Annotated in this window: 11 protein-coding genes; 8 read left to right on the top strand and 3 right to left on the bottom strand. The window is 70.7% G+C overall.

Annotation, left to right across the window (positions count from 1 at the left end):
• Window positions 1-103: 103 nt before the first annotated feature.
• Window positions 104-358, top strand: a complete 255-nt coding sequence (locus tag OG912_RS19780; RefSeq protein ID WP_326740652.1) for a DUF4229 domain-containing protein — start codon at window positions 104-106, stop codon at window positions 356-358.
• Between the two features lie 433 nt (window positions 359-791).
• Entirely contained in the window at window positions 792-2138 is a 1347-nt protein-coding gene (locus OG912_RS19785; protein ID WP_327710501.1) for a dicarboxylate/amino acid:cation symporter, read from the top strand.
• A gap of 72 nt (window positions 2139-2210) precedes the next feature.
• Here the strand turns inward: OG912_RS19785 and OG912_RS19790 are convergent, their stop codons facing one another.
• Entirely contained in the window at window positions 2211-3410 is a 1200-nt protein-coding gene (locus tag OG912_RS19790; protein ID WP_327710502.1) for an alpha/beta hydrolase family protein, read from the bottom strand.
• Window positions 3411-3651: 241 nt separating this feature from the next.
• On the opposite strand from OG912_RS19790, the gene OG912_RS19795 reads away from it, so the two are divergent.
• Window positions 3652-4290, top strand: a complete 639-nt coding sequence (locus tag OG912_RS19795) for a TetR/AcrR family transcriptional regulator (protein WP_327713478.1) — start codon at window positions 3652-3654, stop codon at window positions 4288-4290.
• On the opposite strand, the gene OG912_RS19800 is transcribed toward OG912_RS19795, so the two are convergent.
• Together OG912_RS19800 and OG912_RS19805 are read right to left on the bottom strand one after the other, a co-directional pair.
• Window positions 4235-5083 (bottom strand): MaoC family dehydratase, encoded by an 849-nt coding sequence (locus OG912_RS19800; protein WP_327710503.1) that lies wholly within the window; start codon window positions 5081-5083, stop codon window positions 4235-4237. The two genes, OG912_RS19795 and OG912_RS19800, sit on opposite strands and share 56 nt — an antisense overlap.
• 5 nt (window positions 5084-5088) lie before the next feature.
• Window positions 5089-6408: a 3-oxoacyl-ACP reductase gene (locus OG912_RS19805; RefSeq protein ID WP_327710504.1), complete on the bottom strand. Its 1320-nt coding sequence runs from the start codon at window positions 6406-6408 to the stop codon at window positions 5089-5091.
• Window positions 6409-6484: 76 nt separating this feature from the next.
• Between OG912_RS19805 and OG912_RS19810 the strand changes: the two genes are divergently transcribed.
• The 5 genes from OG912_RS19810 (at window position 6485) to OG912_RS19830 (ending at window position 13385) form a co-directional block, all read left to right on the top strand.
• On the top strand, window positions 6485-7762 hold the full coding sequence (locus tag OG912_RS19810) for an acetyl-CoA C-acetyltransferase (RefSeq protein WP_327710505.1): 1278 nt from the start codon (window positions 6485-6487) through the stop codon (window positions 7760-7762).
• A gap of 96 nt (window positions 7763-7858) precedes the next feature.
• Window positions 7859-9772 carry an AMP-dependent synthetase/ligase gene (locus OG912_RS19815; protein ID WP_327710506.1) on the top strand — a complete coding sequence of 638 codons (1914 nt, stop codon included), beginning with the start codon at window positions 7859-7861 and terminating at the stop codon, window positions 9770-9772.
• 605 nt (window positions 9773-10377) lie between these two features.
• Entirely contained in the window at window positions 10378-11331 is a 954-nt protein-coding gene (locus OG912_RS19820) for an LLM class F420-dependent oxidoreductase (RefSeq protein WP_327710507.1), read from the top strand.
• Window positions 11332-11352: 21 nt separating this feature from the next.
• Complete coding sequence (locus OG912_RS19825) at window positions 11353-12138, top strand: SDR family NAD(P)-dependent oxidoreductase (protein WP_327710508.1); 786 nt, start codon at window positions 11353-11355, stop codon at window positions 12136-12138.
• Window positions 12139-12263: 125 nt separating this feature from the next.
• Entirely contained in the window at window positions 12264-13385 is a 1122-nt protein-coding gene (locus tag OG912_RS19830; RefSeq protein ID WP_327710509.1) for an LLM class flavin-dependent oxidoreductase, read from the top strand.
• The last annotated feature ends 32 nt before the right edge of the window (window positions 13386-13417 follow it).

Consider the following 13417-nt stretch of genomic DNA (forward strand, 5'->3'; position numbering starts at 1 on the left):
CGATTGTGGGGCATGCTTCACTGGTCGGGCAGGACTGTCGTACGTAGAGAGAAGGCCAGCTGTGTCCGCTGCCAAGCCGAGCGCAACCGTCCGGTACACCGCGATGCGTCTGAGCATCTTCGTCGGCTGCCTCGTCGTCGCCGCCATCGCCGTCAACTTCGGGCTCATCCCCTCCGGCGCCGGGGGATCCAACGTCGTCTGGGTCGTCCTGCTCGCGCTGGTGCTCTCCGCGCCGCTCAGCTACGTACTCCTGCGCAAGCAGCGTGACGAGATGTCCGAGCAGATCGTGTCCTCGGTCGACCGCGCCAAGGCCCGCCTCGAATCGAACCGCACGCGCGAGGACAGCGTCACCCAGTAGTGATTCGGTGAGGGCAGAGTAAGGAACTTGTAAGCTTCCTCACACCCGCCCTCATTCTCTTCGAAACCCCGGCACCGGAGCGACCGCTCCTGTACTGGGGTTTTCGCGTTCCCGGGACGGGTGTTGGCCGTCGACGGTCCGGATCGCGGGCCCGTCGAACGCCCTGGGACCCCAAAGAAGACCTTTGAGGTTCTCAAAGTTCAAGTGTTAACGTGTTCGACATGAAGACAGCTGTGCGCCTCAGTCCTGCCACGAGCATCCCGCTCGTGGAGCGCCTGCATGTCGATCTCTGCCGCTGTATGTCCGCGGTCTGTTGCCGCAACGTCTGATACCGGCATCATGCAGCGGCGCCGCCCCTGACGCGGGCGCCGCACCCCCGTCCCCCCCCGCACCGTCCCCGTGCGTCCCGATGCGTCACATCTGGAGTGTGTCCGTGTCCGCGAACCCCGCGTCCGCCACCACCGCTGAGCCCTCCGGCTCCGGTTTCCGCATACCCAAGGTCCCGTTCTGGGCCCAGATCGTCGCCGGTCTCGTCCTCGGCGTCCTGCTCGGCTGGCTCACCCGCAGCTATGACATCGAGTGGCTCTACACCACGCTCGACAAGATCGGCCACATCTTCGTCCAGCTGCTGAAGCTGGCCGTCGCGCCCCTCGTCTTCTTCGCGATCCTGGTGTCGATCACCAACCTGCGCAAGGTCAACAACGCCGCCCGGCTGGCCGGCCGCACCGTCCTCTGGTTCATGATCACCTCGCTGATCGCGGTCGCCATCGGCCTCGCGATCGGCCTGATCACCAACCCGGGCTCCGGCACCGGCCTCACGCCGAAGGACGGCAAGCTCCCGGAGCACGCGGGCTCCTGGCTCGACTTCCTGACCGGCATCGTGCCGAGCGATGTGATCACGCCGTTCACCGAGCTGAACGTGCTCCAGATCGTCTTCATGGCCGCCGTCGCCGGCATCGCCGCGCTGAAGCTCGGCGAGAAGGCCCAGCCGATCCTCACCCTCAGCGAGTCGATCCTGGAGCTCCTCCAGAAGGCCCTGTGGTGGGTCATCCGCCTCGCCCCGCTCGGCACCGTCGGCCTCATCGGCTACGCGATCGCCGACTACGGCTGGGACCTGATCGGCAAGTACGCGACGTTCACCGCCGACGTCTACATCGGCTGCGCCCTGGTGATGTTCGGCGTCTACCCGCTGCTGCTCGCCACCGTCGCCAAGGTCAGCCCGCTCCAGTTCTTCAAGGGCGCCTGGCCCGCGATCCAGCTGGCCTTCGTCTCCCGCTCCTCCGTCGGCACCATGCCGGTCACCCAGAAGGTCACCGAGCGCCTCGGCGTCCCGAAGGAGTACGCCTCCTTCGCGGTCCCGTTCGGTGCGACGACCAAGATGGACGGCTGCGCCGCGATCTACCCGGCGCTCGCCGCGATCTTCATCGCGCAGATCTTCGACGTGCAGCTGGGTGTCGGTGACTACATCCTCATCGCGTTCGTCTCGGTGATCGGTTCGGCGGCCACCGCCGGTCTGACCGGCGCCACGGTCATGCTGACCCTGACGCTGTCGACGCTGGGTCTCCCGCTGGAGGGTGTCGGCCTGCTGATGGCCATCGACCCGATCCTGGATATGATGCGAACCGCCACGAACGTGGCAGGTCAGGCGTTGATCCCGGTGATCGTCGCAGCCCGCGAGAAGATCCTCGACCACGACGCGTACAACTCGGCCTCGGCCTCCCCGGTCGACGACTTCGAGGTGCACGACGCCGAGCCGGAGCGGGTGGCGGTCGCCGCGTAACCCGCACGCACGATCCTCCGGAGCGCCCCCGGTCCCGCTGGACCGGGGGCGCTCCTGTGCGTGGCGGGGCCGTCAGGGCCGCTGGAAGACGACCTCGGGGTTGCCCGGTGTGGGGCCGTCCAGCAGGGGCTGGGGCCGGTCCCTCAGATGCTGGTCGAGGAAGGCCGCCACGTAGTCACGGGTGATCCGTGTCGACCGGTCGGCGGAGAGGGGGGCCTCCGGGTCCACGGGCAGGCCGAGCTGTTCGGCGAGTTCCGGGAGGTCCGTGAAGGTGAAGTGGCCCGCGTCCTTGACGGTCAGCCAGCGCTTCCAGCCGTCGAGGCGCCGCCAGCCCTTGTCCCAGGACCCGTCGAGGCTGCCGGGGTGGTGGCCCGCGTCGGTGCCGAGCATCAGGAACGGACGGTTCCCGATGCCCGAGTGGGGGACCGGCTCGAAGAAGGTGCCGTCCATGTTGACCCCGGCGTCGAAGCGAGGATCGGCAAGCATGGCCGAGGCGGCTGCGCTGCCGCCGATGGAGTGGCCGGCCACGGCGACCCGGCGCCTGTCGATCATGCGGGAGTTCTTCCAGGCCGGACGGGCGCCGGTCAGCCGGTCGAGCACGAAGGAGAGGTCGGCGGCCCGTCCGGTGGAGACGGTCCTCAGCACCTCCTGTTCGGCCTCGTCGTCCGGTGCCGCCTCGGCCGCGTCGCAGGCCGCGCACGTGAGGACCCGTCCGTCGGGGAACGACGTGCCGGTGGACTCGTAGGCGTGATCGACGCTCGCCACGACATAGCCGCGGCTCGCCAGGTCCTCCGCGAGGGAGGTCAGAGTGGCGCGGGGAGTGCCGAAGCCGGGGGAGAGCAGTACGAGGGGGAACCGGCCCCGGGCGGCGGGAGCGTCGGTGCGGGCGTGGGTGGAGGTGGCGCTGACGACGGAGGCGGGCACGATGCCGTCCAGTCCGCGCTCCGCCAGCATCAGCCGGGCCTCTTCGGTGCTCATGTACGGGGCGGCGGTGCTCCCGCCCGCGGCTCGGGCCGGGTAGTGGACGGACACCATCAGTTCACGGTCCCCGCTTTCGGGCACCCAGGGGTCGGTGCGTTCGTGGTCGGTGAGGTGCAGGACCTCGGTGCCGACGGCGTACGGGCCGGTCGGGCGGGGCAGTTCGAGCGTGGTGGCGGCTGAGGCCGAGGCTGCCGGTGCCGGTAAGGCCTGGGCGGTGGCGACGGGTGCGGCCAGCAGGAGTGTGGCGGAGAGGAAGGCGACGGTCGTCCGGCTGCGGAGTTTCATGGTCATGCCGGGACACTAGGCGGCGGTACAGGTCGAAGGCATCGGGCCCAGGGGCGACCCCGGGGTGGGACCAGGGTCGTACACGGGTCATCCCACAGGGGTGCACACCGGTGGACGGCTACCGGCCATCGTGACCGGGCCGCTGCCGTTCCGTACGACGGCGAGGCGGCCCGCGCCGTACGCTTACCGAGGAGTAGGGCATCGGGGGCGGGAGGAAGTCGACGTGGGTGCTGTGAAGAGCAAACGGATGCCGCGCGCGGTGCGTGAGCAGCAGATGATGGATGCCGCGGTGCAGATCTTCGGGCAGCGGGGATTCCGCGCGGCCTCGATGGACGAGATCGCCGAGCTGGCCGGGGTGTCCAAGCCGTTGGTCTATCTCTACCTGAATTCCAAGGACGAACTCTTCTCCGCCTGCATCAGGCGTGAGGCGAACGCGCTGGTGGAAGCGGTGCAGGCGGGGGCGGAGCCGGGGCTGCCGGCCGACCGGCAACTGTGGTCGGGGCTGCGGGCGTTCTTCACGCACACCGCGGAGAACCCGGACGGCTGGGCGGTGTTGTCCCGGCAGGCGCGGACGCACGGGGAGCCGTTCGCCTCCGAGGTGAACGTGATGCGCGAGGAGATCGTTGCGTTCGTGACGGGTCTCATCGGCGCCGCGGCGCGCGAGGCCCACCATGATCCGGCGCTTCCCGACGGCGATGTGACGGGGCTCGCGCAGGCCTTGGTGGGGGCCGCGGAGTCGCTCGCCGGCTGGGCGAACGAGACTCCGGGCGTCTCGGCCAAGGAGGCCGCGGCCACCTTGATGAACTTCTCCTGGGCCGGTCTGGAGAACCTTATGAACGGCCGTCCCTGGCAGCCTCGGGGGAAGTCCGCGCCGTCGTCCCGGTGAGGTGGACGCGGCCGCCGTCGCCGCGCAGCTGGAAGGCGGCGCCGTCCGATGCGTAGGTGACGGTGCCGGGTAGCAGGACAGGGGCCCTGAAGTCGGCCCGTACCGAGTGGATCAGGTGGGGCTGCGGGGCTTCGGCGAGGCAGCGGGCGACGGTCCACATGCCGTGGGCGATGGCGCGCGGGAAGCCGAACAGCCGGGCGGTCAGCGGGTACAGGTGGATCGGGTTGCGGTCGCCGGACGCGGCTCCGTAGCGCCGTCCGAGGTCGGCGGGCAGGCGCCACTCGGTGACGGCGGGGAGCGCCGGTTCGGGAGCGGTGGGGGCGGGGGCCGTATCCGTACGGGGCGCGTGGCGTGACAGGTAGCCGCTGCGCGACTCCCACACGAGCTCGCCGGCCAGCCGTGCCTCGGTGGCCATGGTGACTTCGGTGCCACGCCGATGCGGGCTCAACTTCTCTGCGGACACGGTGAGTTCGAGCGCGTCCGTCGGGTGCAACGCCCGATGTGCGGTGATCTCGATCCAGGTGTGGACGAGTCCGGTGACCGGCAGCGGGAAGCGCCGCCCGGTCATCAGCCGCATGGCGAGCGGGAAGGCCAGGACGTGCGGGTAGGTGACCGGGAGGGCGCCCGGCTCGGTGAAGCCGCAGAGTCTGCTGTACGCGGCCAGTGGTCCGGGGGCGGGCGGTGCGGCCGGCAGGCGGTGGCGGTCGGCCGGGAGTGTGGCGCCCGGCCTGCCCGCCCGCTTGAACGGGGACGTGGCGGCTCCGCGTGCCAGGGACAGGATCAGGCTCGGCATGCGCGTCACGCTCCCAGCAGGCTCTGGCCGCAGACCCGGACGATCTGGCCGTTGACGGCGCTGGAGGCGGGCTGGGCGAACCAGGCGGTCGTCTCGGCGACGTCGACCGGGAGGCCGCCCTGGGAGAGGGAGTTCATCCGGCGGCCCGCCTCCCGGATGAAGAGCGGGACGGCCGCGGTCATCTTCGTCTCGATGAATCCTGGGGCCACCGCGTTGACCGTGACGCCGTGGTCGGCGGCGGCGCGCGGGGCGAGTGAGCGGACCAGGCCGATGATGCCCGCCTTGCTGGCCGCGTAGTTCGTCTGGCCGTTGTTGCCCGCGATGCCGGCGATGGAGGCGGTGGCGACGATCCGGCCGCCGCGGTTGACCGTGCCGGCCTTCAGCAGGGCGTCGGTGGTGCGCAGGACGCTGTCGAGGTTCACGTCGATGACCGAGGCCCAGCGGTCGGCGGGCATGTTGGCGAGCCGGCGGTCGCGGGTGATGCCGGCGTTGTGGACGAGGATGTCGAGGCCGTCCGGTGTGGCGGCGGCGATCCGCTCGGCCGCGTCGTCCGCGGTGATGTCCAGCGGCAGGGCGGTGGCCCCGAGCCGGTCCGCGGTGCGCACCAGGTCCTCCTGGGCCTGCGGGATGTCCAGGCAGATGACGTGGGCGCCGTCCCGGGCGAGGACCGAGGCGACCGAGGCGCCGATGCCGCGGGCGGCTCCGGTGACCAGTGCGGTGCGGCCGGCGAGCGGGGCGGCCCAGTCGGCGACCGCGTCGGGGGCGGCGTCGGTCACCTCGATGACCTGGCCGCTGATGTACGCGGACCGGGGGGAGAGCAGGAAGCGCAGGGTGGACCCGGCGCCGGCGACCGCACCGGGGACGATGCGTACCAGCTGCGCGGTGGCGCCCTTGCCGATCTCCTTGCCCAGGGAGCGTACGAACCCTTCGAGGGCCTGCTGGGCGGCGGCCTGGTGGTGGTCGTCCGGGGAGGGGTGCGTGCCGATGACGACGATGCGGCCGCCCGGTGCGAGGGAGCGTACGACGGGGTGGAGTGCGGCGTGTACGGCTCCGAGTCCGGCGGCGGTGTCGACGGCCGTCGCGTCCAGGACGATTCCGGCGGGCCGGTCGGCGCGTGCCACGACCTCGGGTCCGCAGGCGGCGAGGACGGTGCCGAGTTCGTCCGTGACGGTGGAGTCCCCGGCGGTGAGGTGGAGGACCGGGCCGGTGAGGGTCTGGGTCTCCAGCGTCCAGCGGCGCAGTGGTGCGGGCTGGGGCAGGCCGAGTTTCCGGGTCAGGAACCGGCCGGTTGCCGTGCCGGTCAGGTGCAGATAGCGGTCGGCCATTGTCCAGACTCCCTGCTCGGTCGTAGATTTACTCCAGAGTAAGGTTACTCAAGAGTCAGGAGTTGGTCGAGATGAGTTGGTCGAGTTGATCCCCCTCGCACTCCCGCAGCCCCGCAGGGTCGCGGTCATCGGCGGCAGCCGTATCCCCTTCGCGCGCTCCGACGGGCCGTACGCACAGGCCTCCAACCAGCAGATGCTCACCGCGGCGCTGAACGGTCTGGTCGAGCGGTTCGGGCTCCAGGGGCAGCAGGTCGGCGAGTTCGCCGCGGGCGCGGTCCTCAAGCACAGCCGGGACTTCAACCTGGCCCGGGAGACCGTCCTCGGCTCGCTCCTCGACCCGCGCACCCCGGCGTACGACATCCAGCAGGCCTGTGGCACCGGCCTCCAGGCCGTCATCGCCGCCGCCAACAAGATCATGCTCGGGGCGGTCGACTCCGCGATCGCGGGCGGCGCGGACACCACGAGCGACGCGCCGCTCGGCGTCAACGACGAACTGCGCCGACTGCTGCTGTCGGCCCGGCGCGCGAAGTCGACGGGCGGAAAGGCGGCAGCCCTTGCCGGGGTACGTCCCCGGCACCTCGTCCCGGACATCCCGCGCAACGCCGAACCGCGCACCGGCCTCTCGATGGGCGACCACGCGGCAGTCACCGCGAGGCAGTGGGACATCGGCCGCGCGGAGCAGGACCTGCTCGCCGCCACCAGCCACCAGCGGCTCGCCGCCGCGTACGACCGGGGCTTCCTGGACGATCTCGTCGTCCCGTACCTCGGCCTGGACCGCGACCAGAACCTGCGCCCGGGTTCCACGGTGGAGAAACTCGCCACGCTGAAGCCGGTGTTCGGCGCGGACCACCCGGACGCGACGATGACCGCGGGCAACTCGACCCCGCTCACGGACGGCGCCGCGACGGTGCTGCTGGCGAGCGAGGAGTGGGCCGAGCGGCACGGCCTGGAGCCGCTGGCGTACCTCTCCCTGTACGAGACGGCCGCGGTCGACTACGTGGGCGGCGAGGACGGGCTGCTGATGGCGCCCGCGTACGCGGTGCCGCGGATGCTGGAGCGGGCCGGGCTGGGCATCGAGGACTTCGACCTCTTCGAGGTGCACGAGGCCTTCGCCTCCCAGGTGCTCGCCACGCTGGCCGCCTGGGAGAAGCAGGGGCTGGCGCCCGTCGACCGGGACCGGCTCAACGTGGCGGGGTCCTCCCTCGCCACCGGGCACCCGTTCGCGGCGACGGGCGCACGGATCGTCGCCACCCTCGCGAAGCTCCTCGCGGAACGCGAAGCCCCGGGCCGCGGACTGATCTCGATCTGCGCGGCGGGCGGCCAGGGCGTCACGGCGGTCATCGAACGCGTCTGAACAGCAGGGAAGTTGAGCACAGTCCGGCGAAGGCCCCAGGGCCTGCCGCCGTTCGCACCAGGTGAACCGCCCGACCCCGACGTTGAGGAGCCGCACGTGTCCACGCCACCCGCCCCTTCACCCGCCCCCTCCACCCCCGTCCTGGTCGAGCCGACGAAGGTCAGGGCCGCCGACGGCAGCGTCCGGCAGGTCTCCGTACCGGCGTTCGCCCCGCCCGTGCGCCGCGGCTCGCTCGCCGAGATCCCGTTCGACAACGCCCGCGAGGCCCCCTCGGACGCCGTACTCAGCCGCAAGCAGCCGGACGGCAGCTGGCTGGATGTGACGGCGGCCGAGTTCGCGGCCGAGGTCCTGGCCGTCGCCAAGGGTCTGATCGCGGAGGGCCTGCGAGGCGGCGACCGGATCGCGATCATGGCGCGTACGACGTACGAGTGGACGCTGCTCGACTTCGCGTCCTGGGCGGCCGGACTGGTCACCGTCCCTATCTACCCGACCTCGTCCGCCTTCCAGGCCCGCTGGATACTCCAGGACTCGGGAGCGGCGGCCTGTGCCGTCGAGACGGCGGAGCAGGGCCGCATCATCAGCCAGGAACGGAAACAACTCGGCGACCTCACCCACCTCTGGCAGTTCGACACGGGCGCGCTGGGCCGGCTGAAGAAGCTCGGCAGGGACGTCCCCGACGACGCCGTCGCCGCCCGCCGCGCCACCCTGGAGCCGCAGACCCCGGCGACCCTCATCTACACCTCGGGCACCACCGGCCGCCCCAAGGGCTGTGTCCTGACGCACGGCAACTTCTTCGCCGAGGTCGACAACGCCATCGAGCTGCTGCACCCGGTCTTCAAGACGGTCAGCAAGTACCCGGCGTCCACCCTCCTGTTCCTGCCGCTGTCGCACGTCTTCGGCCGGATGGTCGCGATCGGCTGTCTGCGCTCCCGGGTCCGCCTCGGCCACGCCCCGTCGATCCGGACGGAGGACCTGCTCGGCGACCTGGCCGGCTTCAAGCCGTCGTTCCTGCTGGCCATCCCGTACGTACTGGAGAAGGTCTACAACACCGGCCGGGCCACCGCCGAGAAGATGGGCCGCGCCTCGTCCTTCGACCGTGCGGCGCGGATCGCCCAGCGCTACGGCCAGGCCGTCGAGGCCGCGGAACACGGCACGGGCCCCGGCCCGGGTCTCGGCCTGCGGGCGGCGCGCGCGCTGTACGACCCGCTGGTCTACCGCCGCATCCGGGCCGCGCTCGGCGGCCATGTCCGCTACGCGGTCTGCGGCGGCTCCCCGCTGGGCCGCCGGCTCGCCGCGTTCTACGCGGGCGCCGGCATCGAGATCTTCGAGGGCTACGGCCTCACGGAGACCACGGCGGCCGCCACCGTCACCCCACCGCTCAAACCACGCCTGGGCACGGTCGGCTGGCCGCTGCCCGGCACCGCCGTACGCATCGCGGAGGACGGCGAGGTGCTGCTCAGCGGCGCCCAGGTGTTCCAGGGCTACTGGGACACCGAACGCGGCGAGGCCGTCCCCGCCCTGGACGGCGGCTGGTTCGCCACCGGCGACCTGGGCGCGCTCGACGAGGACGGCTACCTCACGATCACCGGCCGCAAGAAGGACATCATCATCACGTCGGGCGGCAAGAACGTCACCCCGGCCCCGCTGGAGGACTGGCTGCGCGCGCACCCGCTGGTCAGCCAGTGCATGGTGGTCGGCGACAACCGCTCGTTCATCACCGCCCTGATCACCCTGGAGCCGGACGGGCTGTCCCACTGGCGGCAGATGAAGAAGAAGCAGGACGTCCCGATGCGCGACCTCGTCCACGACGAGGAACTGCGCTCGGCGCTCCAGCGCGCGGTGGACGAGGCCAACCGGCTTGTGTCGCGGGCCGAGTCGATCCGCAAGTTCACGGTCCTGCCGGTGGACTTCACGGAGGAGGCCGGGCACCTGACGCCGTCGCTGAAGCTGAAGCGGGATGCGGTGGCGCGGGACTTCGGGGCGGAGATCGAGGAGTTGTACCGGAAGTAGGGGCGCGGTTCGCCTTGGCGCGGGGTTCCGTCCTCAATCGCCGGACGGGCTTTTGTGCGGGTGCCCCGCGGGGCGCTGTTGCCCGGTGGGTGGGGGTCCGGGGCCCCTCCGGGGCGTCTCCTCGGACGACGAACGTTCCGCGGGTACGCGATGGACCCGGGTATCTGTTCGTCGTCCTGCGGGGACTCCCCTGCACGGCCCCGAACCCGGCCGCCCTGCGTCTGCGGCAGTCTCGGAGCCGGTGTTCAGACGCACGCGATGCCGGGTGGGGGCGTGCAGGGGAGTCCCCGCAGGAAATGGCGTACGACCCGGGTGTCTGTTCGTCGTCGGGTGCACACGCCATTTTTGAGGAGTCTCCCCGGAGGGCCCCCACCCCCACCCACCGGGCAGGGGCGCACCCCGCGGGGGACCCGCACCCAAGCCCGTCCGGCGATTGAGGACGGAACCCCGCACCCCGGAACCCCGCACCCCGGAGACCCGCACCCCCCAAGACCAGACCACCCCTTGCCTGATGATGCGTCAGGTACGACGATGACTCCGCTCACTCGGAATATGACGAGCCGTCAGATTCTGTCAGGGTCATTCCAGGGGAAGGAGGCCGTTCGGTGCCGATACTGCCCGCCGGACCGCTGTCGTACGGGATGCAGCTCCCGATCCAGTCGCAGAGCGCCATCTACGCAGAGCCGTGGGAGGCCGGGGCCACCCCGGCCGACCTCGCCGAGATCGCCCGCACCGCCGACCGGGCCGGGTTCACCTATCTGGCGAGCTGTGACCACGTCGCCATCCCCCGCAGGCTCGCGGAGGCGATGAGCACCGTCTGGTACGACCCGGTGGCCACGCTCTCCTTCCTCGCGGGGATCACCGAGCGCGTGCTGCTGATGAGCCATGTCGCCGTCGTCGGGCTGCGGCACCCGCTGGCCACCGCCAAGCAGTACGCCACCCTCGACCACCTCAGCGGCGGCCGGCTGATCCTCGGGGTCGGGGCCGGGCATGTGCGGGAGGAGTTCGACGCGCTCGGGGCGGACTTCGACGGGCGGGGCGGGGTGCTCGACGAGAGCATCGACGCGCTCAAGGCCGCGCTCGGGCCCGAGGAGTACCCGGAGTTCGCGGGGGAGCGGTTCTCCTTCAGCGGGCTCGGGCAGCTGCCCCGGCCCGCCCAGGAGCGGGTGCCGGTCTGGGTGGGCGGGTCGTCGCCCGCGGCGGTGCGGCGGGCCGCCGTGCGCGGTGACGGCTGGCTGCCGCAGGGGGATCCGAGGGCGAAGCTGCCCGCCCAGATCGCCCGGCTGCATGCCCTGCGCGAGGAGGCGGGGGTGGACAGGCCGATCGTCGTGGGGGCCATCACCGAGCCGCTGTACGTGGGGGAGCCGGACTGGTCCGTGGGGCGGCGCACGCTCAGCGGGAAGCCGGAGGAGCTCGCGGAGTCACTGCGGGAGTACGGCGCGATGGGGGTGCACCAGATCCAGGTGCGCTTCCGCAGTCGCAGCAGAAGTGAACTGACCGATCAGATGGCGGCGTTCGCCGCCGATGTCGCACCTCACCTCGACAACATCGACAGGTAATCGACAGGTAGGAGTCAGGCCATGGGCAAGCTGGACGGGCGGGTCGTACTGATCAGCGGCGCGGCGCGCGGACAGGGCGAGCAGGAGGCGCGGCTCTTCGCCGCCGAGGGTGCGCGGGTGGTGATCGCCGATGTGCTCGACGAGCAGGGCGAGGCGCTCGCGAAGGAGCTGGGTGAGGATGCCGCGCTCTTCGTGCACCTGGATGTGAGCCAGGAGGCGGACTGGCAGGCTGCCGTCGCCGCCGCGAAGGGTGCCTTCGGGAAGATCGACGGGCTGGTCAACAACGCGGGCATCCTGCGCTTCAACGAGCTGGTGACCACGCCGCTGGAGGAGTTCCAGCAGGTGGTGCAGGTCAATCAGGTGGGCGCCTTCCTGGGCATCAGGAACGTCGCGCCCGAGATCGAGGCCGCGGGCGGCGGGACCATCGTCAACACCTCCTCGTACACCGGGCTCACCGGCATGGCGTTCGTCGGTGCGTATGCGGCGACCAAGCATGCGGTGCTGGGGCTGACCAAGGTGGCGGCGGTGGAGCTGGCCGCGAAGGGTATCCGGGTCAACGCCATGTGCCCCGGCGCCGTGGACACCCCGATGACCAATCCGGCGGCGCTGGACCCGGACGCGGACCCGGCGGAGACGGCGGAGGCCGTGGGCGCCCTGTACAAGAAGCTCGTGCCGCTCGGGCGGATCGGCCGGCCCGAGGAGGTGGCGGCGCTCGCGCTCTTCCTGACCTCGGACGACTCCTCGTACATCACCGGTCAGCCGTTCGTCATCGACGGCGGATGGCTGGCGGGCGTCAGCCTCTTCTGACCGCGCCGCCCACCCCGTCCCGTCTGACGGAGCATCAGGTATTGACGGGTCGGGGTGTCGGTGGAACAGTCGGACACATCAGAATCTGACGATGTGTCAGAAACGATTGAGGACGGTGAACCCCCTTGGAATTCGGGCTCTTTGTACAGGGGTATGTGCCCGCCGCGCGGGCCAAGGTCGACCCCGAGGCAGAGCACAAGGCGCTGATCGAGGAGACCGAGTACGTCATCCAGGCGGACAAGTCCGGCTTCAAGTACGCCTGGGCCTCCGAGCACCACTTCCTGGAGGAGTACTCGCATCTCTCGGCCAACGATGTGTACCTGGGCTATCTCGCACACGCCACGGAGCGCATCCACCTCGGATCCGGCATCTTCAACCCGCTGGCCCCGGTCAACCACCCGGTGAAGGTGGCCGAGAAGGTCGCCATGATGGACCATCTCTCGGAGGGCCGCTTCGAGTTCGGCTCCGGCCGCGGGGCGGGCACCCACGAGATCCTCGGGTTCATGCCGGGCATCACCGACATGAACCACACCAAGGAACTCTGGGAAGAGACCATCGCCGAGTTCCCCAAGATGTGGCTCCAGGACGAGTACGTCGGCTTCCAGGGCAAGCACTGGTCACTGCCGCCGCGCAAGATCCTGCCCAAGCCGTACGGGAAGTCGCACCCGGCGATGTGGTACGCGGCCGGCTCGCCGCCCTCGTACGCCATGGCGGGCAAGAAGGGGCTCGGCGTGCTGGGCTTCAGCGTGCAGAAGGTCTCCGACATGGAGTGGGTCGTCGAGTCCTACAAGAACGCGGTCAAGGACGCGGAGCCGGTCGGTGACTTCGTCAACGACAACGTCATGGTGACCTCGACCGCGATCTGTGCCGAGACCCACAAGAAGGCCGTCGAGATCGCGGTCGGCGGCGGGCTGAACTACCTCCAGTCGCTGCTGTTCCGCTACCACGACACCTTCCCCCGGCCGGAGGGGATCCCGGAGTGGCCGGAGCTGCTGCCGGAGTACTCCGAGGAGATCATCGAGTTGTTGATCGCCGAGGAGCTGATGATCTGCGGCGACCCGGACGAGGTGCTGGGGCAGTGCCGGCGCTGGGAGCAGGCGGGGGCGGACCAGCTGAGCTTCGGGCTGCCGATCGGGATCAGTCCCGAGGACACGATCAACTCGATCAAGCTGATCGGTGAGCACGTGATCCCGAAGATCGACACGGATCCGGTGCACCGGACTACGCGGTTCCGCGACGCGGCGTAGCCGGGCCCGGGCGCGGGCTTTCGAGGGCGCTG

The organism is Streptomyces sp. NBC_00464 (assembly GCF_036013915.1).
Taxonomy (GTDB): domain Bacteria; phylum Actinomycetota; class Actinomycetes; order Streptomycetales; family Streptomycetaceae; genus Streptomyces.